This window comes from Niallia sp. WK069_GA_01 (genome assembly GCF_983173855.1).
Window position 1 is genome coordinate 25,499 of the sequence record NZ_OZ470138.1, and the last position, 20,082, is coordinate 45,580.

A 20,082-nucleotide genomic window follows, 5' to 3' on the forward strand; every position below is an offset into this window, starting at 1 on the left:
GTATTAAGGAGATGTTGGCAGTGGCCGAGATTAATTATATCAGACATGAAGCAAACAAAAAAGATAGTAACTACTCAGATATTGCACAAAGAATAGGAAGAGATTCAAGAACAGTTAAAAAATATGCAGAACAGGAAGACTTTAGTCCGGAGATTAAAGGAAAACAAGATAGACCTTCTCCTGTGATTGATCCAGTCAAACATATTTTGGATGAATGGATATTAGAGGATTTTAAACAAAAAAAGAAGTTTCGTAGAACTGCAAAGAGAATGTGGGAACAATTGAAAGAGGAATTCGATTTTAATGGATCAGATCGAACGGTTCGATATTACGTCTCCAAGCGTAAAAGAGAATTTTTAAATGAAGCAAGTCAAGCAGCTTTACCATTGGAAAATAAGCCCGGTTCAGCACAAGTGGACTTTGGGGAAGCTCCATTCAATTATCATGGGGAACAGATTACTTTACCTTATCTAGTTTTATCTTATCCCTACAGTAATGCTTTTTATTTTCAAGTATTCCCTTCTCAAAATAGAGAGTGTTTTCTAGAAGGATTAAAGCGTATTTTTCACCATATGGAAGGAGTTCCAAAAAACATACGATTTGATAATCTTTCAGCTGCCGTAAAGAAGGTATTGCCAAATGGCGAACGGCAATTAACAGAGGAGTTTCAAAACTTCGTTCTTCACTATGGTTTTGAGTGTGAATTTTGTAACCCTAACAGTGGCAATGAAAAAGGCCATGTAGAGGCAATGGTGAAATATGTTAGAAACAATTTTTTACTCCCTGGCCTACATGTGCTTGATTTAGATGAACTTAATAAGACTTTATGGGAAAAAGCCGAAAAAGATCGAATACGAAAGCATTATGAAAAGGAATCTTTTATTTCAGAATTATATGAGGATGAACGAAAAGCTTGGTTAGTTCCACCAAGTAAGGAGTACCAATGTATTAGATACGAATCTTTGAAAGCTGATAAGTATGGATACATAAAGTTAGATAAAAACCTATATTCTACCTCACCTAGGTTTGCGTTAAATAAGGTCTTGGTAAGAATTTCATACGATAAGGTTGATATCCTTACAGAGGATCATCAATTGGTAGTAAGCCATTCTAGATTGTATGGACAATACAGAAAGTCAATGAAATGGCAACCATACTTAAACTTAATGGCCAAACGTCCTTTGGCACTCAAATATACTAGTTTCTATGATCAACTTCCAACTGAATGGCAAATATATTTTCATTCCTGTACACAATCTGAAAAGTCAGAGGCTTTAAGATTATTGGCAATGGTATTAAAAGAATATGATTTTAACAGAATCACAGAAGCTCTAAGCATAGCATCAGAGCATGGTCACCCATCCGTAGAATCGATTAAACAAATATTCTATCAGCTCATCAATGGTCGAGGAATTCGAGAAGAAATACAGCTTCCAAAGACATTACCAAGTATGCCAGAAGCATCTAGAGGACTACAGCATTATGATCAGCTTCTGAAAGGAGCTGGATTAAATTGAACACACAGATTCAGGAGTTCGCCAGACGGTTGAAATTGAGTTGGATAAGAGAACATTATCACGAGGTCGAAGCAGAGACAAATGAAAAGTACCTACTTCAGCTCTTTGAAAAAGAAATAGAGCAACGTGAAGAACGTAAGATGAATCTACTACTTACACAAGCAACCCTCCCTAAAGTAGGTAGAAATCCTTTTAATTGGAAGGATATTGTCCTTACTCAAGGACTGAACAAAGATGATTTATTAAATGGAGAGTTCATAGAACAGCAAGAAAATCTAATTTTTTATGGTGGGGTCGGGACGGGTAAAACCTACTTATCGACACTTATTGGACTGAATGCCATACAAAAGTATGGCAAGTCTATTAAGTTCTTTACAGTAGCCTCATTAGTCAATAAATTATTAGAAGCAAATGAAAAAGGAAATCTCAATAAGCTTTTTAAGCAAATAGAAAAGTTAGATCTTTTAATCCTAGATGAGTTAGGTTATATCCCCTTGCATAAACAAGGAGCAGAATTATTATTTCAGGTTATTTCCATGTGTTATGAAACAAAAAGTATCATTATCACTACTAACCTACAGTTTGGTCAATGGAATCATGTATTTGGAGATCCCATTTTAACGGAAGCAGTCATTGATCGACTCATTCATCATTCTCATTTAATTGTATTTAACGGCGATAGTTATCGCTATAAAGAATCAATCGTACAGAGTTAAATTCCGTTGGCAAGTGGTAACATTTTTAATTGCCGTTCTATGCATTTTTTGCTTGCCAAATACATTAATACTCCTGATTTTATTTGTATAACCGTATCACTGATGCTATAACGATAGGTTATCCAGTTCACGATAATAAATAGTATTCCTACACCGATATAAATTAGAAATAGGAATTGAAATATTTTTAGATAGAGTTTCTCTGTACCAAAATTACTTACAAATAAAATAACAAAAAATATAAGATTACTTTTCATAAAATGAAGCATTTTTATTAGGATAAAAAAATAATGTAATCGCCTTGCCCTTCCAATCATCATTCCACTTCCTTTATTTTTGCAAAGTGGGCAATTTGATCTTTTAATTGGTAGGCTTCATCCTTTGGAATAGCAGGTATTTCATGACTAGAACCCATTGTAGTAATCTTAATGGTATATAAATGATACTTTCGTAAAAAAGGGCCCTGATTTAACTCTACCGACTGCACCTTTGTCATTGGTATCAATTGGTGTTTTTCATTCCATGCTCCTGATTTTAACTGAACGAATTCTTCACTTATATCATACCGCCAATACTTTTGCTTTAAGATGGGTTCTAATAAAATTTCCCAGATGGCAGATAAAATGGTGAAAATAACTAAAGCGATAATAATCCAGCCAATCCAATTTTTCCACGCGAAATAATAATCTAAATAATATAAAACACCTAGAATCATTAATACCACTAAGTTAGTGATTACTTCTGTAATGCGCCAAACTTTAACTGCCTCTTTAGAGATTTGCTTCGTCGGCGCTGGTATAGTTGAAAACATAAATATCTCACTCCCAAATCTTATGACTACTTATACGGATTATTCATCTATTAAGTTTCGAGTTTTTCTGAATAATAAAAAAGACTCCCAAACCAAAATGGTTCGAGAGTCTTCTGAAACGTAAAATTAACGTTTTGAGAACTGAGGTGCACGACGAGCGCCTTTAAGACCGTATTTTTTACGTTCTTTCATACGAGCGTCACGAGTTAATAACCCTGCACGTTTTAATGTTGGACGGTATTCAGGATCTACTTGAAGCAAAGCGCGTGAGATACCATGACGGATAGCTCCAGCTTGACCAGTATAACCTCCACCATTTACATTTACAAGAATATTGTAGCTTCCAGTTGTTTCAGTAGCTACTAATGGTTGTTTTACAACTTCACGTAAAGCTGCAAATGGAATATAAGTTTCGATTTCACGACCATTGATGATGATTTGACCGTCGCCTGGAACTAAACGTACACGTGCAACGGAACTTTTACGACGACCAGTACCGATATATTGAACCTGTGCCATTTCTTTTACCTCCCTTTATTAATTATCCGCGAAGTTCGTAAACTTCTGGTTGTTGTGCTTGGTGCGGATGCTCGCTACCAGCGTATACATGTAATTTTTTAAAGATTTGACGACCAAGAGAATTTTTTGGAAGCATGCCTTTAATAGCAAGCTCAAGCATTTTTTCTGGGTAGTTTGTGCGCATTTCTAATGCTGTTCTTGTTCTTAATCCACCTGGGTGCATTGTATGACGGTAGTAAATTTTGTCTGTTAATTTTTTACCAGTCAATTCGATTTTTGAAGCATTTAAAAGAATAACATTATCACCAGTATCCACATGTGGTGTGAAAGTTGGTTTATGTTTACCACGTAGTATTGATGCCACTTCACTAGCAAGACGACCTAAAGTTTTGCCTTCAGCATCAATAACGTACCATTTACGATCAACAGTGTTTGAATTAGCCATAAACGTTGTACGCATGAGTTTCCCTCCTGAAATTGAATTATTTTATTTGTTTTTTAAGTTCTGTTACGTCTATATGTTCACACAATTAAGTTCCGGGGCTTAATGTGGGTTTAAAATACATACCATATTATGATATATCCTAGACTAGTATATGTCAAGGAAATGTTACACCAGGTTTAGTTGTTATGAAATTTTTCTTTCGACAAATGTAGATAAGCATTATTTCTAGTTTAATAAAGCGAAGTATATTCTGACTGCGGAATATTCGAGAAAGCTAAAGCCGCTTTTCAGGGTAGATATCCAATGCAACTAATTTTGCACCATGGCGCATGAAAAGAAGTGATTTTTAGCACAGAGCAGGTGGAATACACGAAGACTCCCGTGGGAAAGCGAGAAAGACGAGACCCTGCAGGAGCGTAGCGACGAAGCGGCTCGGCGCTCGCCCACAGGAAAGCGAAGTGTATTCCACCTGCGGAACCCTTTTTTCAGGATAGCTCTGCCTTAACTTAACAGTGCCTTTAGTAAAATACTTTCCACAAGTACAACCCATTAGCAGATGCTGTTTTTCCGGCTGCTTGTCTGTCTTTTTTTTCAATTATAGCAGGAATCGATTGTGGGTCTCTTTTTCCTCTGCCTACATCTAAAAGAGTTCCAATCATAATACGAACCATATTATATAAAAAACCATTTCCTTTGAAGCTGAAAATTAACATATCTTCTTCCTGTGTTAATTCCATCGATGTTATTTCCCTTGTTTTATCTTCTTTATCTGTCTTCGCGGAGCAAAAGCTTGTAAAATCATATTCACCGATAAAATGTCTCATCGCTTCTCGTATTGCATCAATATTTAATGGATATGGATAATAATAAGCATAATTTCGTTTAAAAGGATCTCTGCGCTCGGCCATGTGGATAAAATAACGGTACTCTTTGCCTGTTACATGATATCTCGCATGAAAATCTCTGCTGACTGCTTCCACAGAGGAAACAACAATATCATGAGGAAGCAGCGTATTCAGCGCTAATTCCCATCTTCCTAACGGGATATCTAAAGCTGAATCAAAGTGAATAACTTGTCCCTTTGCATGAACACCAGCATCTGTTCTGCCAGAGGCTTGAATCTTCACTTCTGTTCCTTTGTGAATCTTCATTAATGCTCGTTCTATTTCGCCTTGAACCGTACGATCCTTAGGCTGAATTTGAAAACCACAATAGGCAGACCCATCATAACTAATTGTACATTTATATCTTTGCATCTTTTTTCTCCATTATGACCGTAGTAGTAAAAGCAGACATGTAATAAACAATAGAAGAATAAGCATTACAGTATCTACCGTTTTCCAGATTAATTGCCTGTATTTTGTTCTTCCCTCTCCGCCTTGATATCCTCTTGCTTCCATGGCGATTGCTAGTTCTTCCGCCCGCTTGAAGGAGTTGACGAATAAAGGAATTAATAAAGGAATAATTGCTTTAATGCGATTTTTTATGGAGCCGCTTGAAAACTCTACCCCTCTGGCTATTTGCGCCTTCATAATCTTTTCTGTTTCATCCATTAATGTCGGAATAAACCGTAAAGAAATGGACATCATTAAAGCAAGCTCATGAACAGGTAGTTTAAACTTCTTTAAAGGTCCTAATAATGTTTCAATAGCATCAGTCAGCTCAATTGGAGTTGTTGTTAACGTCAGAAGAGATGTCATAATGATAAGCAAAAAGAATCGAATCGAAATTAGAATACCCATTCTAATTCCTTCTTCATAAATCTTAATCCAGCCATAATGAAATACTACATTTCCTTCTTTAGTAAAAAACAAATGAATAAATAAAGTAAAAATAATTAGCCATAGAATTGGCCTTAATCCATTATAAATAAATTTGATTGGAACTTTAGATAAAAAAACCATAAAAAATACATAGCCGATTAATGTGATATATGTCCAATTATTATTCGCAAGAAAAACAACACAAATAAAGGAAAAAATGATGATTAGCTTGGAACGTGGATCCATTCGATGCAGGGTAGAATCCATAGGAACAAAACGACCAATTAGCATTTTACCCATCATAAGCCATCTTCTCCCCTATTTAAATAGTGAACGAATTCCTTCATAAAACTATCTATAGTAAAATGAACAGTTTTCATCTTTATTCCAAACCTTTTTTCGATTTTTCGTTGAAACCTTACTACTTCTGGAACATCTAGCCCTATTTTCAATAAGTTTTCTGTGTTGGAAAAAATCTCTTCAGGTGTTCCCCTCTGATATACTTTCCCTTTATTCATAATCACAATTTTATCAGCATATAAAGCAGCATCCTCCATACTATGTGTAACTAATATAGTAGAAAGCTTCCTGCTTTGATGAAGGGTATAAAACATATCCATTATTTCTTTTCTTCCTCTTGGATCTAATCCAGCCGTTGGTTCATCTAATACAAGTACGTCCGGTTCCATGGCTAGTACTCCAGCGATTGCCACTCTTCTCATTTGCCCGCCAGACAAATCAAAAGGAGATTTTTTCAGAAATTCCTCTGAAAGGCCAACTTCCGCTAATGCCTTTTTTGCTCTTAGCTTTGCCTGATTTTTCGAAACGCCAAAATTCATCGGTCCAAAACAAATATCTTTTTCGACTGTTTCTTCAAATAGCTGCTGCTCCGGAAACTGAAAAACAATGCCAACTTTTTGACGAATGCCTTGTAAATGTTTATGCTTTTTTCCTGCCTCTAGAATCCTATCTCCAATCACTACTTTTCCCTTTGAAGGGCTTAATAACGCATTTAAATGCTGTAGTACAGTAGATTTTCCTGAACCAGTATGCCCGATAATAGCCATATATTCTCCACTTGGAATATTTATATCTACATCCTGAATCGCCAATCTTTCAAATGGGGTATTTTCTTGATAGCGATAATCTACTTTTTGAAGTGAGATGTCCATAACTCTGTCACCAACTCTTCTTCTGATAAAAATATTTTTTCAAGCGAAATTCCATTATTATGAAGCTCGGTTCTTAATTTAACGGAAAACGGAATATCCAATCCAATAGAGACCAGTTCTTTGTCCAGCTGAAAAATTTCTTCAGGTGTTCCTTCACGATAAACTTTCCCTTTGTTCATAATAATTAATCGATCTGCTTTTGCTGCTTCCTCTAAGTCATGGGTAATAGAAATGATCGTCATATTTTTTTGTTCACGCAGTTCTTTAATCAATTGTAATACTTCTTCTCTTCCTTGAGGATCTAACATGGAAGTTGCTTCATCCAAAACGATAATAGCTGGCTGCAAAGCAATGACCCCAGCTATAGCTACCCGCTGTTTTTGCCCTCCAGACAGATGGTGCGGCTCTTGATCAAGAAAAGATAACATCTTTACTTTTTCTAAAGAACTCTCTACTCTCTTGAGCATTTCTTCTCTTGGAACTGCATTGTTTTCTAAACCAAAAGCCACATCATCCTTAACAGTTGTTCCAACAAATTGATTATCAGGGTTTTGAAATACCATACCTAGTTTCTTACGCGCTTCCCATACCGTATCTTCAGAAATTAAAATATCATTAATCATAATAGTGCCTTCATTAGGAAAGTACAATCCATTTAATAATTTAGCAAGTGTAGATTTCCCTGAACCATTATGTCCAACAATAGCTACCCATTCTCCTTGATTTACTTTAAAGGTAACATCATCCAAAGCATAATCCTCTTGCCCTTCATAGCGAAAAAAAACTTTATCTACGGATACTAAAACATCTTGGTTCATATACTCCCTCCAGTTATGTCCTTTTGATAAAAAAAGAAACTCGCCAATTGGGCGAGCTTTGAATTGGTTTAACATAAGATTATCAGATTATAATCTTTTCATTTCCTATTATACTAGGTTTTCTTCATTATGCCTCGGTATACATCTTATGCTGCGCCATTCTTAGCACCCATTTCCCTGTTTGATTACATGAAAAAAGCCCGCACCTCCATTTATAATTATCCATTATAAACGAGGTGCATGAGCTAGACGAGTCATTAACAATTATTCAATTACCTTAACGCTCATCGTAACACTCTTTTGGTGGCTTGTTAGTGTTAGAAACAATTAAAGAAAAAGGGCACTTGAACAAGTTTCATATCAATATAAACTGTCCCGCACCCTTGTTGTCTTGTAAGTGTCTATTAAACTAACTCGATAATTACCATTGGTGCTCCGTCTCCACGACGAGGTCCCATTTTCATGATACGAGTGTATCCGCCTTGGCGTTCTGTGTAACGAGCAGCAACATCACTAAATAATTTTTGAACTGCATCTTGGTTTGTTTCTTCGTTAGCTACTTCATGACGTACATATGCAGCAGCTTGACGACGTGCATGAAGATCTCCACGTTTACCAAGTGTAATCATTTTTTCCACAACAGAACGAAGTTCCTTTGCACGAGCTTCAGTTGTTTCAATTCGCTCATTGATGATTAAGTCTGTTGTTAAGTCACGTAACATAGCTTTACGCTGTGCGCTAGTGCGTCCTAACTTTCTGTAACCCATGTGAGATTCCCTCCTTTTGTTGAAAATTTATTTAGCGTATAGCTATCAAAAGCTATACTAATCAATCATCTTTTCTTAAGCCTAAACCAAGTTCTTCTAACTTATGTTTAACTTCTTCAAGAGATTTTCTACCTAGATTACGAACTTTCATCATATCTTCTTCCGTTTTATTAGCTAATTCCTGCACGGTATTAATACCAGCACGTTTTAAGCAGTTATAAGAACGAACAGATAGATCTAATTCTTCAATCGTCATCTCAAGAACTTTTTCTTTTTGGTCTTCTTCTTTTTCTACCATAATCTCAGCATTTTGTGCTTCGTCTGTTAAACCAACGAAGATATTCAAATGCTCCGTTAAAATCTTTGCACCAAGTGCAACAGCATCTTGAGGACCTGTACTACCGTCAGTCCAAACGTCAAAGGTTAATTTATCATAATTAGTCAATTGACCAACACGAGTGTTTTCAACTTGATAAGACACTCTAGATACAGGTGTATAGATAGAGTCAATAGGAATTACACCAATAGGTTGATCCTCACGCTTATTTTGCTCGGCAGGAGTATAACCGCGTCCACGTTTAGCAGTTAAACGCATACGAAGATTTCCATTTGAGCCTAATGTTGCGATATGAAGATCTGGATTTAGTATTTCTACATCACTATCATGTGTAACTTCTGCAGCAGTAACCACACCTTCACCTTGAATATCAATTTCTAATGTTTTTTCATCATCAGAATAGATTTTCAGTGCTAGTTTTTTGATATTTAATATGATAGATGTTACATCTTCTACGACGCCTTCAATTGTTGAGAACTCATGAAGTACCCCATCAATTTGAATGGATGTGATAGCGGCACCAGGGAGTGAGGATAATAGAATACGACGTAAGGAGTTACCCAAAGTAGTACCATATCCACGCTCAAGTGGCTCTACGACGAATTTTCCGTATTTGGCTTCATCGTTGATCTCAACCGTTTCGATTTTTGGTTTTTCTATTTCGATCATCAAAATATACCCTCCTTCAAAACGTCGAAACCCCGGTCAAAACTTAACCGAAATTCCCCATGTTTACGTTCCCGTTTGTGCACAACAACTGGAATAAAATCTCTGTACGGGCTTTAAAAGTTTTAATCATATCCCATTATAGACAAGGATACAAAATTTATACAGAAAAATTAAACTCGGCGACGTTTAGGTGGTCGACAACCGTTATGAGGAACTGGAGTTACGTCTCTGATTGCAGTAACTTCTAGACCTGCAGCTTGAAGTGCACGGATTGCAGCTTCACGACCAGCACCCGGTCCTTTTACTGTTACTTCAAGAGTTTTCATACCGTGTTCCATAGACGTCTTTGCAGCTGTTTCTGCAGCCATTTGAGCAGCAAATGGAGTTGATTTACGAGAACCTCTAAATCCAAGAGCTCCAGCACTTGACCAAGAAAGCGCATTTCCATGAACATCAGTAATTGTAACAATTGTATTATTGAATGTTGAACGAATGTGAGCAATACCTGCTTCTATATTCTTTTTAACACGACGTTTACGTGTATTAGTTTTACGTGCCATTTATAAAGTACCTCCTTTACTGATTATTTTTTCTTGTTAGCTACAGTCTTACGAGGACCTTTGCGTGTACGAGCGTTGTTTTTCGTATTTTGTCCACGAACCGGTAAACCACGGCGGTGACGAAGACCACGATAACATCCAATCTCCATTAAACGTTTGATGTTAAGAGAGATTTCACGACGAAGATCACCTTCAACTTTTAATTTATCAATAAGATCACGGATTTTACCTAACTCATCTTCAGTTAAATCACGAACACGAGTGTTTTCAGAAACACCAGCTTCTGCTAATACTTTCTGTGCAGTATTTTTTCCGATACCATAAATGTATGTTAATGATATTACTACACGCTTTTCACGTGGAATATCCACACCAGCAATACGTGCCATCTATATGCGCACCTCCTTGTTTTTAGCCTTGTTTTTGTTTATGTTTAGGGTTTTCACAGATAACCATAACTTTCCCACGTCTGCGGATAACTTTACATTTTTCGCAGATTGGTTTTACTGATGGTCTAACTTTCATTATCCTAACCTCCTTGATAGTACGGAGTGCAATCAGATTATTTAAAGCGGTAAGTGATTCTTCCGCGAGTTAAGTCATATGGAGATAACTCAACCGTTACTTTATCACCAGGTAAAATGCGAATAAAATGCATACGAATTTTACCAGAAACGTGAGCCAATACAGTATGACCATTTTCTAATTCTACTTTAAACATGGCATTCGGCAAAGTTTCAGTTATTGTGCCTTCAATTTCGATTACATCGTCTTTAGCCATCGAATTTGTCTCCCTTCATTTTAAAATACGAAATCACCTTTAACTTTATCGTAAAGTGCAACTTTTCGTTTGTAACACGATCGGTGTACATCAAACTAGTCTGAACTGTTCATATAATATATTAAATTATCAGTTGACAGCAACCAAATAATTATAACATACAATGAAGTATTCCGTCCGCTTTAATTACAATAAATTTGTAGAAGTTTACGAACTTGAGCTAGAGTGTAAAGATGCAACTACCAGAACATAGGCCTTTGTTAAATACTTGTTTCTTAATTAATTGTTGGAAACAATCTGATCTTTAAGAAGCGGTATATAGCATTAGCAAATGTATGATCGTATCGAATCTTTACAAATGATTCATATAATATGGTGTATACGAAGAAATTAACTGTTTGAAGAAGAATCATTCTTCTAGAGTCTATCCCTAATTTTGTAAACACATACTCTTTTACACTTGAAAAGCCACTTAGATTCCGCATCTATATAAACTGAATTGGAGTTATCGATAACGCACACCTGGTACAATACCTTATGTCCATAATAGAAAGAATAATAGTTACCTTCTTCACTACTAGATAAAAAAGCAAATTAAGCGGAGTTACCATGAAATCCAAAATACTCTGCACCAATTATCTAAATTGATTAATCTTTTAACGAAGATAAACATGTTAAAAACATGAATATACTATTTTGTTACAGATATAACCATAAAAATTATTATACCTTTTGAAAAAAGGAAATGCATCATGTTTAGGAATAAACTCCTTAGCCATTTCATCCCAATTCTTCTATTTGTTAACTCTGATTTAAGTCCATGCTAGATTCAGATTAGTCTAAGCAAAAGTATGGAAAAAGTGTTTACTTTAAATTACTTAGTAGTTCATCAAGATCTAAAAATACTTTTTGAATATCTTGTTGACCATCAACATTGCGTAGATAGCCTTTTGATTCATAAAAATCAAGTAGTGGTTGTGATTGTTTAATATTAACTTCTAAACGGTTTTTAACAGTTGCTTCATTGTCATCAGCACGTTGGTACAATTCTCCACCACAGCGATCACAAACATCCTGTTTTGCAGGAGGATTGAATACTAAGTGATAAGTTGCCCCACAACTTTTACAAATGCGGCGACCCGTTAAACGTTCCATTAATATTTCTTGATCAACTTGAACATTTATAACATAATCAAGTTTTTTTTCTAAATCAAACAAAATACCTTCTAAAGCATCTGCTTGTGGAACTGTACGTGGAAAACCATCAAGAAGAAATCCCTTCTTGCAATCATCCTTACTAAGTCTTTCACGAACAATACCAATAGTAACTTCATCTGGTACTAATTCGCCTTTATCCATAAATGACTTTGCCTTTAGCCCAAGTTCTGTTTCATCTTTCATTGCAGCACGAAACATATCACCAGTTGAGATGTGAGGGATGCCATACTTCTCGACAATCTTCTCAGCTTGTGTACCTTTACCTGCACCAGGGAGTCCCATTAAGACTAAATTCATGCGTATTCCCCCTAAAGTCGTTAACATATAATTCAAGGGACATATGTCCCCTAAATTATGCTATTTAATAAACCCTTTATAGTGACGTTTAACCAGTTGCGATTCTAGTTGCTTCATTGTTTCTAAAGCCACTCCAACTACGATTAGAATACTTGTTCCACCAATTTGAGCTGATTGTGGTAAATCAGCAATTTGGATAAAAACAACAGGAAGTATTGCTATCGCAGCTAAAAATACCGCACCAACAAATGTTAAACGGTATAGAACACGTGTTAAGTATTCTTGCGTGTTTTTACCTGGTCTAATACCTGGAATATATCCACCCTGCTTTTTCAAGTTATCAGCCAGTTGTTCTGGATTTACTTGAATAAATGCATAAAAGTAGGTAAATGCAAGAATTAGAATTGTGTACAAGATCATTCCAATTGGATGAGTATAATCAAATACCTTTACTATCCAATTTGTCACATCATTTTGCCCAAAGAATCCAGCAACCGTTCTTGGAGTTACCAAAAATGAAACGGCGAAGATAACAGGAATAACACCAGCAGAGTTAACTTTTAACGGCAGATGCGTTGATTGACCGCCACTCATATTATTTCCATTAACCATTCTTTTTGCATACTGGATAGGTATTTTTCTTAGGGCTTGCTGTATAAATATAACTCCAACCACAATTGCCACAACAGCAATTACTATTAATAGCAGCGTTGCAATGCTCATGAAAAGTTGATCCCCAGGATTTTCGAATTTCTGTGCATAGATCTGGTTAGCAATCGATGGAATTCCTGCTGCGATTCCAGCAAAGATAATAATCGAAATACCATTTCCTACACCTTTAGATGTAATTAGTTCTCCTAACCACATTAAAAATGCAGTCCCAGCCGTTAATACAACAGCAATTACAAGATAGGAACCAATGCCAGGATTTGTAATCAAGGAGCCTCCAGAAAGGTTGTTAAAACCATATGACATTCCAAATGCTTGAATGAATCCTAGTACAATTGTAAAGTAGCGTGTAAACTGAGTTAATTTACGTCGGCCAACTTCACCTTGTTTAGACCATTCTGTAAACTTTGGTACTACATCCATTTGTAATAAGCTTACAATAATGGACGCAGTGATATATGGCATAATTCCCATTGCAAGAATTGAAAAGTTTTTCAATGCTCCCCCACCAAAAGTATTTAAAATACCAAAGGCGCTGTAGGTATCTTGCGCTTGTAAAAAATCGGCATTTACGTATGGTACAGGGATAAATGTACCGATACGAAATATAATCAACATTAATAGGGTGAATATGATCTTACGTCTTATTTCACCCACACGCATAAAATTGGAGATTGTCTGAAACATTAAATCACCTCAGTTTGACCGCCGGCAGCTTCGATAGCTTCCTTTGCAGCAGAGGAGAATTTATGTGCTTTTACTGTAAGCTTTTTCTCAACTTTGCCTTTAGCAAGAATTTTAATTCCTGCTTTTTCATTACTTACAATACCTGTTTCGATAAGAAGTTCTGGAGAAATTTCTGCTCCATCTTCAAATTTGTTTAGTACATCAAGATTAACAATTGCATATTCTTTACGGTTGATGTTTGTAAATCCACGTTTAGGTAAACGACGGAATAAAGGAGTTTGACCACCTTCAAATCCAGGTCTTACACCACCGCCTGAACGAGCGTTTTGACCTTTATGACCTTTACCAGCAGTTTTACCATTGCCTGAAGCGATACCGCGTCCTTTGCGTTTGCGTTCTTGTCTTGCACCTTCTGCAGGTTTTAATTCATGAAGTTTCATATTGGCACCTCCTTATTGAAGAAGAATGAATTTTAGTTTTCTTTAACAGAAACAAGATGTGATACTTTATTAACCATACCACGGATTGCAGCATTATCTTGTTGTTCAACTGTTTGATTTACCTTACGTAATCCTAAAGCTTTAACTGTTTCGCGTTGGTCTTGTGGACGACCAATTACGCTTTTTGTGAGGGTAATTTCCAGTTTGTTTGCCATCTAATTTCCCTCCTTATCCTAACAGTTCTTCTACTGATTTACCACGTAACTTCGCTACGTCTTCAGCACGTTTTAATTGTTTTAAACCGTCTAAAGTTGCACGAACCATGTTAATTGGTGTATTAGTACCTAAAGATTTAGATAGAATATCTGCAACACCAGCTAACTCAAGTACCGCACGCACTGGTCCACCAGCAATAACTCCAGTACCTTCAGAAGCAGGTTTAAGTAGAATCTCTCCAGCACCAAAGTGTCCGATGACTTGGTGTGGAATTGTTGTGCTAACCATTGGCACTTCAATTAGATTTTTCTTCGCATCTTCAACCGCTTTGCGAATTGCATCAGGTACCTCTTGTGCTTTACCAGTACCAAAACCAACGTTACCATTTTTGTCCCCAACTACTACTAGAGCAGAGAAACGAAAACGACGTCCACCTTTAACAACTTTCGCTACACGGTTAATTGTTACTACGCGTTCTTCTAGTTCAAGTTTGTTTGGATCAATATGACGCATCTTTTAATGTCCCTCCTTTTCTATTAAAATTCTAGGCCGTTCTCACGAGCAGCATCAGCTAAAGCTTTTACGCGACCATGATATAAATATCCTCCGCGATCGAAAACAACTGATTTAATTCCTTTTTCTACTGCACGCTTTGCTACTAGTTCACCGATCTTAACAGCAGCATCTAGGTTGCTTGCAGAATCTAAGTTTAATTCTTTGTCTAATGTAGAAGCGTTAACGATTGTAACACCTTGAACATCATCAATAAGCTGAGCGTAAATGTGTTTGTTTGAACGGAACACATTTAAACGAGGACGAGCTTCAGTTCCGCTAAGTTTAGAACGCACACGTGCGTGTCTTCTCTTACGAACTTGATTTTTATCAGCTTTCGTAATCATTTAGGTCACTCCTTTCGTTTACCTATGCGGCATTACTTACCAGTTTTACCTTCTTTTCTACGTACAAATTCGCCTTCATAACGAATACCTTTCCCTTTATAAGGTTCTGGTGGGCGAGTAGCACGAATGTTAGCAGCAAGTGCTCCAACATGTTCTTTGTTTGTACCTTTAACAACTACTTTAGTTGCAGATGGTACTTCTATTTCAAGACCTGCTTCAGGTTCGATTTCAACTGGGTGAGAGTAACCTACGTTCAAAACAAGCTTAGTTCCTTGTTTTTGAGCACGATAACCAACCCCGATTAATTCAAGACCTCTTTCGAAACCTTTAGAAACACCCTCAACCATATTAGCTAATAAAGCACGAGTCGTACCATGTAATGCACGGTGCTCTTTAGATTCAGATGGACGAGTTACGTTAATCACGTTCTCTTCTAATTTGATAGCAATATCAGAATTAAAAGTACGAGTTAATTCACCTTTAGGACCTTTAATCGTTACAGTACTGTTATCAATAGTAACTGTAACGCCTGCTGGTACTTCAATTGGTTTTTTACCTACGCGAGACATTTAGTTGCACCTCCATTCAATTAAAACTATATTACCAAACGTATGCTAATACTTCTCCGCCAACTTGTTTAGCACGAGCTTCTTTATCAGTAATTACTCCTTGAGAAGTAGAAACTAGTGCGATTCCAAGACCGTTCAATACACGTGGTACTTCTGTAGCTTTTGCATATACACGAAGACCAGGTTTACTGATACGTTTTAGTCCAGTAATTACACGCTCATTTGTCGAACCATATTTAAGGAAAATGCGGATGATTCCTTGTTTGTTATCTTCAATGTATTCAACATCACGTACGAAACCTTCACGCTTTAAAATCTCAGCGATTTCTTTCTTAATGTTAGAAGCAGGTACTTCTAACTTTTCGTGACGAACCATATTTGCATTACGGATTCTTGTAAGCAAATCAGCAATTGGATCTGTCATAACCATTGTTTTAACCTCCTTCCCAAAATGGGGTTTTACCAGCTAGCTTTTTTCACACCAGGAATTTGTCCCTTATATGCTAATTCACGGAAACAAATACGGCAAAGCTTAAATTTACGGTACACAGAATGTGGACGTCCACAAGATTCGCAACGTGTATATTCTTGTACTTTATATTTAGGCGTGCGTTTTTGTTTCGCAATCATTGACTTCTTAGCCACATTTTCGCCTCCCTCTAATTAGAGATTACTTTTGGAACGGCATTCCAAATTGAGTTAAAAGTTCACGAGATTCTTCATCTGTATTTGCAGTAGTAACGATAACAATATCCATACCTCTGACTTTGTTTACTTTATCGTAATCAATTTCAGGGAAGATTAATTGTTCTTTTACACCTAAAGTGTAGTTACCGCGACCGTCAAATGACTTTTTAGAAATACCACGGAAGTCACGTACACGTGGAAGAGATACAGATACTAATTTATCGAAAAATTCATACATGCGTTCTCCACGAAGAGTAACTTTTGCACCGATTGGCATTCCTTCACGTAGACGGAAACCTGCAATAGATTTTTTTGCACGAGTGATTACTGGTTTTTGACCAGTGATCAATGTTAATTCTTCTACTGCAACATCTAATGCTTTAGCATTTGCAACAGCATCACCAACACCCATGTTGATAACGATTTTTTCAAGTTTTGGTACTTGCATTACGGATTTATAATTAAACTTGCTCATAAGAGCAGGAGTAGTTTCTTTAACAAATTTTTCTTTTAGGCGGTTCATTCATTGTACCTCCCTTCTTCTTTGAACTATTTATCTAGAATTTCACCGGATTTTTTCGCTACGCGTACTTTTTTACCATCAACCGTTGTAGTTCCTACACGAGTAGGCTCACCAGTTTTAGGGTCGATAGGCATAACGTTGGATACATGAATAGCTGCTTCCTGGTCATTGATTCCACCTTGTGGATTCAATTGGGATGGCTTAGAGTGTTTCTTTACAATGTTAATTCCTTCAACTAGCACACGGCTTTTCTTTGGGAATGCTGCAAGAACAACACCTGTTTTACCTTTATCCTTACCAGAGATGACCATTACTTTGTCACCTTTTTTTACATGCATCTTTTCGCACCTCCTTAAAGGCAATTAAATTTATATTATAGTACTTCTGGAGCTAATGATACAATTTTCATAAAGTTGTTATCGCGTAGTTCGCGAGCAACTGGTCCAAAGATACGTGTTCCACGTGGACTCTTATCGTCACGGATAATTACACATGCGTTTTCATCGAAACGAATGTAAGTACCGTCTGCACGACGAACACCACTTTTTGTTCTTACAACAACTGCTTTTACTACGTCACCTTTTTTAACAACGCCACCTGGTGTTGCTTGTTTCACAGTAACAACGATAACATCACCGATGTTTGCAGTTTTACGTCCTGAACCACCAAGAACTTTAATAGTTAGTACTTCACGAGCACCAGAGTTGTCAGCAACTTTCAAACGTGATTCTTGTTGAATCATGTGTGTAACCTCCCTTCGGGATGAAGCTTAATTCCGAACAATTAGATAATAACTGCTTTTTCTACTACTTCTACAAGACGGAAACGTTTTGTAGCTGATAATGGACGAGTTTCCATAACACGGACGATATCGCCAATTTTTGCTTCATTTTGCTCATCGTGAGCTTTATACTTCTTAGAGTATTTCACGCGTTTGCCGTATAATGGATGTTTTTTGTATGTTTCAACAACAACAGAAATTGTTTTATCCATTTTGTCAGAAACAACACGTCCAGTATAGACTTTGCGTTGATTGCGTTCGCTCATTTTACGAACCTCCTCTCACGTTATCGATTGTTGACGCCGATTTCTCTTTCACGAATGACAGTTTTCATACGAGCGATCGCTTTGCGTACTTCACGAATGCGAGCTGTATTTTCAAGTTGTCCAGTCGCTAATTGAAAGCGAAGGTTAAATAGCTCTTCTTTTAAAGATTTAACTTTTTGTTCTATTTCTGCAGTGGTAAGGTCACGAATTTCATTAGCTTTCATTAGTTTCACCACCAATTTCTTCACGTTTTACAAACTTACATTTAACAGGAAGTTTGTGCGCTGCAAGACGAAGTGCTTCACGTGCAATCTCTTCTGATACACCTGCAACCTCGAATAATATTTTACCTGGCTTAACAACTGCTACCCAACCTTCAGGAGCACCCTTACCGGAACCCATGCGGACTTCTAGAGGCTTAGCAGTGTATGGCTTATGAGGGAATATTTTAATCCAAACTTTACCGCCACGTTTCATGTAACGAGTCATTGCAATACGAGCAGATTCAATTTGACGGTTTGTAATCCATGATGCTTCTAAAGATTGTAAACCATATTCACCGAATGCTACTTCTGTACCGCCTTTAGCTTGACCGCGCATTTTCCCACGATGTACACGACGATATTTTACACGTTTAGGTAGTAACATATTATTTGCCTCCTTCCTCAGTTTTCTTCTTCGTTGGAAGGATCTCTCCACGATAGATCCAAACTTTTACGCCTAATTTACCATAAGTAGTATCTGCTTCAGCAGTTGCATAATCAATATCAGCACGTAATGTGTGTAGAGGTACAGTACCTTCACTGTAAGACTCAGAACGAGCGATATCTGCTCCGCCTAAACGACCTGATACCATTGTTTTAATACCTTTAGCTCCAGAACGCATTGAACGTTGGATTGCTTGTTTTTGAGCACGACGGAAAGATACACGATTTTCTAATTGACGAGCAATGTTCTCAGCAACTAGTTTTGCATCCATATCTGCTCTTTTAATTTCAAGAATATTGATGTGTACACGTTTGCCAGTAAGTGAGTTTAAAGCTTTACGTAAAGCTTCAACTTCTGTACCACCTTTACCAATTACCATACCTGGTTTAGCAGTGTGGATGGTAACGTTTAAACGATTTGCAGCACGTTCGATTTCAACTTTAGAAACAGATGCATCGTTTAAGCGTTTAGCGATATACTCACGAACTCTAAGGTCTTCGTGTAAAAGATCAGCGTAGTCTTTACCTGCGTACCATTTAGATTCCCAATCACGAATAATCCCGACACGCAAACCGACTGGATTTACTTTTTGACCCACTAATTACCCCTCCTTCTTTTCTGATACAACGATAGTGATGTGGCTAGTACGTTTGTTGATTTGACTCGCACGACCCATTGCACGTGGACGGAAACGTTTCAATGTTGGTCCTTCGTTAACGTATGCTTGCTCAACCACTAAATTATTGATGTCCATTTCGTAATTATGCTCTGCGTTAGCAACAGCAGATTTTAATACTTTTTCTATGATTGGTGAAGCAGCCTTTGGAGTTAGCTTTAATATGGCTACTGCTTCGCCTACTTGCTTTCCTCGAATTAAATCTACGACTAAACGAGCTTTACGAGGAGCAATACGAACTGTATTTGCAACAGCTTTAGCTTGCATTTGAATGCCCTCCTCTCATTAACGTCTTGTTTTCTTATCGTCACTTGCATGACCTTTGTAAGTACGACTCGGAGCGAATTCTCCAAGTTTATGACCTACCATGTCTTCAGTAACATAAACTGGTACATGTTTACGACCATCATAAACAGCAATTGTTTGACCGATGAATTGTGGGAAGATCGTAGAACGACGAGACCAAGTTTTAACAACTTGTTTCTTTTCACTTTCACTTAACTTTTCGATCTTTGTTAGTAAATGATCATCAACAAATGGTCCTTTTTTTAAGCTGCGACCCATAAATGAA

34 protein-coding genes are annotated in these 20,082 nt (G+C 36.9%); 2 read left to right on the forward strand and 32 right to left on the reverse strand.

The features are described from left to right. Positions 1-11: 11 nt before the first annotated feature. Both istA and istB read left to right on the forward strand, forming a co-directional pair. The gene (gene istA, locus AC5LWL_RS00145; protein WP_493432479.1) at positions 12-1,517 is read left to right on the forward strand and encodes an IS21 family transposase; all 1,506 of its coding nucleotides are present in this window, start codon (positions 12-14) and stop codon (positions 1,515-1,517) included. Next, positions 1,514-2,233, forward strand: a complete 720-nt coding sequence (istB, locus tag AC5LWL_RS00150; RefSeq protein WP_493432480.1) for an IS21-like element helper ATPase IstB — start codon at positions 1,514-1,516, stop codon at positions 2,231-2,233. Before istA ends, istB begins: the two co-directional genes overlap by 4 nt. Here istB and AC5LWL_RS00155 read toward each other — a convergent pair. From AC5LWL_RS00155 to rpsS, 32 genes are all read right to left on the reverse strand, one after another. Then, the gene (locus tag AC5LWL_RS00155) at positions 2,230-2,553 is read right to left on the reverse strand and encodes a hypothetical protein (protein ID WP_493432481.1); all 324 of its coding nucleotides are present in this window, start codon (positions 2,551-2,553) and stop codon (positions 2,230-2,232) included. The two genes, istB and AC5LWL_RS00155, sit on opposite strands and share 4 nt — an antisense overlap. Continuing rightward, positions 2,550-3,044 (reverse strand): PH domain-containing protein, encoded by a 495-nt coding sequence (locus AC5LWL_RS00160; RefSeq protein ID WP_493432482.1) that lies wholly within the window; start codon positions 3,042-3,044, stop codon positions 2,550-2,552. Before AC5LWL_RS00160 ends, AC5LWL_RS00155 begins: the two co-directional genes overlap by 4 nt. Before the next feature lie 126 nt (positions 3,045-3,170). After that, the gene (gene rpsI, locus AC5LWL_RS00165; RefSeq protein WP_493432483.1) at positions 3,171-3,563 is read right to left on the reverse strand and encodes a 30S ribosomal protein S9; all 393 of its coding nucleotides are present in this window, start codon (positions 3,561-3,563) and stop codon (positions 3,171-3,173) included. A gap of 22 nt (positions 3,564-3,585) precedes the next feature. Beyond that, positions 3,586-4,023 (reverse strand): 50S ribosomal protein L13, encoded by a 438-nt coding sequence (gene rplM / locus AC5LWL_RS00170; protein ID WP_493432484.1) that lies wholly within the window; start codon positions 4,021-4,023, stop codon positions 3,586-3,588. A 503-nt stretch (positions 4,024-4,526) separates the two neighbouring features. Then, on the reverse strand, positions 4,527-5,264 hold the full coding sequence (gene truA / locus AC5LWL_RS00175; RefSeq protein ID WP_493432485.1) for a tRNA pseudouridine(38-40) synthase TruA: 738 nt from the start codon (positions 5,262-5,264) through the stop codon (positions 4,527-4,529). Between the two features lie 12 nt (positions 5,265-5,276). After that, a complete protein-coding gene (locus AC5LWL_RS00180) occupies positions 5,277-6,074 on the reverse strand; it encodes an energy-coupling factor transporter transmembrane component T family protein (RefSeq protein WP_493432486.1) in 798 nt (265 codons plus the stop codon). Beyond that, positions 6,071-6,943, reverse strand: a complete 873-nt coding sequence (locus AC5LWL_RS00185; protein WP_493432487.1) for an energy-coupling factor ABC transporter ATP-binding protein — start codon at positions 6,941-6,943, stop codon at positions 6,071-6,073. Before AC5LWL_RS00185 ends, AC5LWL_RS00180 begins: the two co-directional genes overlap by 4 nt. Then, complete coding sequence (locus AC5LWL_RS00190; protein ID WP_493432488.1) at positions 6,919-7,761, reverse strand: energy-coupling factor ABC transporter ATP-binding protein; 843 nt, start codon at positions 7,759-7,761, stop codon at positions 6,919-6,921. Before AC5LWL_RS00190 ends, AC5LWL_RS00185 begins: the two co-directional genes overlap by 25 nt. A 404-nt stretch (positions 7,762-8,165) precedes the next feature. Beyond that, positions 8,166-8,528 carry a 50S ribosomal protein L17 gene (rplQ, locus tag AC5LWL_RS00195; RefSeq protein ID WP_493432489.1) on the reverse strand — a complete coding sequence of 121 codons (363 nt, stop codon included), beginning with the start codon at positions 8,526-8,528 and terminating at the stop codon, positions 8,166-8,168. Between the two features lie 61 nt (positions 8,529-8,589). Next, complete coding sequence (locus AC5LWL_RS00200; protein WP_493432490.1) at positions 8,590-9,534, reverse strand: DNA-directed RNA polymerase subunit alpha; 945 nt, start codon at positions 9,532-9,534, stop codon at positions 8,590-8,592. A 170-nt stretch (positions 9,535-9,704) separates the two neighbouring features. Next, positions 9,705-10,094 (reverse strand): 30S ribosomal protein S11, encoded by a 390-nt coding sequence (gene rpsK, locus AC5LWL_RS00205; protein WP_101176333.1) that lies wholly within the window; start codon positions 10,092-10,094, stop codon positions 9,705-9,707. Between the two features lie 23 nt (positions 10,095-10,117). Next, positions 10,118-10,483, reverse strand: a complete 366-nt coding sequence (gene rpsM / locus AC5LWL_RS00210) for a 30S ribosomal protein S13 (protein WP_493432491.1) — start codon at positions 10,481-10,483, stop codon at positions 10,118-10,120. A 22-nt stretch (positions 10,484-10,505) separates the two neighbouring features. Then, the gene (rpmJ, locus tag AC5LWL_RS00215; RefSeq protein WP_000868344.1) at positions 10,506-10,619 is read right to left on the reverse strand and encodes a 50S ribosomal protein L36; all 114 of its coding nucleotides are present in this window, start codon (positions 10,617-10,619) and stop codon (positions 10,506-10,508) included. 37 nt (positions 10,620-10,656) lie between these two features. Next, the gene (infA, locus tag AC5LWL_RS00220; RefSeq protein ID WP_016204578.1) at positions 10,657-10,875 is read right to left on the reverse strand and encodes a translation initiation factor IF-1; all 219 of its coding nucleotides are present in this window, start codon (positions 10,873-10,875) and stop codon (positions 10,657-10,659) included. A gap of 864 nt (positions 10,876-11,739) precedes the next feature. Continuing rightward, entirely contained in the window at positions 11,740-12,390 is a 651-nt protein-coding gene (locus AC5LWL_RS00225; protein WP_493432492.1) for an adenylate kinase, read from the reverse strand. A 60-nt stretch (positions 12,391-12,450) separates the two neighbouring features. Beyond that, positions 12,451-13,746: a preprotein translocase subunit SecY gene (secY, locus tag AC5LWL_RS00230; protein WP_493432493.1), complete on the reverse strand. Its 1,296-nt coding sequence runs from the start codon at positions 13,744-13,746 to the stop codon at positions 12,451-12,453. Next, positions 13,746-14,186: a 50S ribosomal protein L15 gene (rplO, locus tag AC5LWL_RS00235; protein WP_493432494.1), complete on the reverse strand. Its 441-nt coding sequence runs from the start codon at positions 14,184-14,186 to the stop codon at positions 13,746-13,748. The genes secY and rplO overlap by 1 nt, the downstream gene beginning before the upstream one ends. A gap of 32 nt (positions 14,187-14,218) precedes the next feature. Next, positions 14,219-14,401, reverse strand: a complete 183-nt coding sequence (rpmD, locus tag AC5LWL_RS00240; RefSeq protein ID WP_493432495.1) for a 50S ribosomal protein L30 — start codon at positions 14,399-14,401, stop codon at positions 14,219-14,221. Positions 14,402-14,414: 13 nt separating this feature from the next. Then, a complete protein-coding gene (rpsE, locus tag AC5LWL_RS00245) occupies positions 14,415-14,915 on the reverse strand; it encodes a 30S ribosomal protein S5 (RefSeq protein ID WP_493432496.1) in 501 nt (166 codons plus the stop codon). 23 nt (positions 14,916-14,938) lie between these two features. Further along, positions 14,939-15,301, reverse strand: a complete 363-nt coding sequence (gene rplR, locus AC5LWL_RS00250; protein ID WP_493432497.1) for a 50S ribosomal protein L18 — start codon at positions 15,299-15,301, stop codon at positions 14,939-14,941. Between the two features lie 32 nt (positions 15,302-15,333). Continuing rightward, positions 15,334-15,870 (reverse strand): 50S ribosomal protein L6, encoded by a 537-nt coding sequence (rplF, locus tag AC5LWL_RS00255; RefSeq protein ID WP_493432498.1) that lies wholly within the window; start codon positions 15,868-15,870, stop codon positions 15,334-15,336. Positions 15,871-15,901: 31 nt separating this feature from the next. Beyond that, positions 15,902-16,300, reverse strand: a complete 399-nt coding sequence (rpsH, locus tag AC5LWL_RS00260; protein WP_493432499.1) for a 30S ribosomal protein S8 — start codon at positions 16,298-16,300, stop codon at positions 15,902-15,904. 29 nt (positions 16,301-16,329) lie between these two features. Then, positions 16,330-16,515, reverse strand: a complete 186-nt coding sequence (locus tag AC5LWL_RS00265) for a type Z 30S ribosomal protein S14 (RefSeq protein WP_493432500.1) — start codon at positions 16,513-16,515, stop codon at positions 16,330-16,332. 25 nt (positions 16,516-16,540) lie between these two features. Next, positions 16,541-17,080, reverse strand: coding sequence for a 50S ribosomal protein L5 (rplE, locus tag AC5LWL_RS00270; RefSeq protein WP_493432501.1), 540 nt, complete (start codon positions 17,078-17,080; stop codon positions 16,541-16,543). A 26-nt stretch (positions 17,081-17,106) separates the two neighbouring features. After that, positions 17,107-17,418 (reverse strand): 50S ribosomal protein L24, encoded by a 312-nt coding sequence (gene rplX / locus AC5LWL_RS00275; protein ID WP_493432502.1) that lies wholly within the window; start codon positions 17,416-17,418, stop codon positions 17,107-17,109. A 35-nt stretch (positions 17,419-17,453) separates the two neighbouring features. Continuing rightward, positions 17,454-17,822, reverse strand: coding sequence for a 50S ribosomal protein L14 (rplN, locus tag AC5LWL_RS00280; protein ID WP_445492927.1), 369 nt, complete (start codon positions 17,820-17,822; stop codon positions 17,454-17,456). 41 nt (positions 17,823-17,863) lie between these two features. Next, positions 17,864-18,127, reverse strand: coding sequence for a 30S ribosomal protein S17 (gene rpsQ, locus AC5LWL_RS00285; RefSeq protein ID WP_493432503.1), 264 nt, complete (start codon positions 18,125-18,127; stop codon positions 17,864-17,866). Between the two features lie 20 nt (positions 18,128-18,147). Further along, positions 18,148-18,351 (reverse strand): 50S ribosomal protein L29, encoded by a 204-nt coding sequence (gene rpmC, locus AC5LWL_RS00290; protein ID WP_003351417.1) that lies wholly within the window; start codon positions 18,349-18,351, stop codon positions 18,148-18,150. After that, positions 18,341-18,775, reverse strand: coding sequence for a 50S ribosomal protein L16 (gene rplP, locus AC5LWL_RS00295; RefSeq protein ID WP_031537904.1), 435 nt, complete (start codon positions 18,773-18,775; stop codon positions 18,341-18,343). Before rplP ends, rpmC begins: the two co-directional genes overlap by 11 nt. Position 18,776: 1 nt before the next feature. Continuing rightward, the gene (gene rpsC, locus AC5LWL_RS00300; RefSeq protein ID WP_493432504.1) at positions 18,777-19,433 is read right to left on the reverse strand and encodes a 30S ribosomal protein S3; all 657 of its coding nucleotides are present in this window, start codon (positions 19,431-19,433) and stop codon (positions 18,777-18,779) included. A gap of 3 nt (positions 19,434-19,436) precedes the next feature. Continuing rightward, positions 19,437-19,778: a 50S ribosomal protein L22 gene (rplV, locus tag AC5LWL_RS00305; protein WP_493432505.1), complete on the reverse strand. Its 342-nt coding sequence runs from the start codon at positions 19,776-19,778 to the stop codon at positions 19,437-19,439. 18 nt (positions 19,779-19,796) lie between these two features. Then, positions 19,797-20,075 carry a 30S ribosomal protein S19 gene (gene rpsS / locus AC5LWL_RS00310; RefSeq protein ID WP_493432506.1) on the reverse strand — a complete coding sequence of 93 codons (279 nt, stop codon included), beginning with the start codon at positions 20,073-20,075 and terminating at the stop codon, positions 19,797-19,799. Positions 20,076-20,082: the final 7 nt, after the last annotated feature.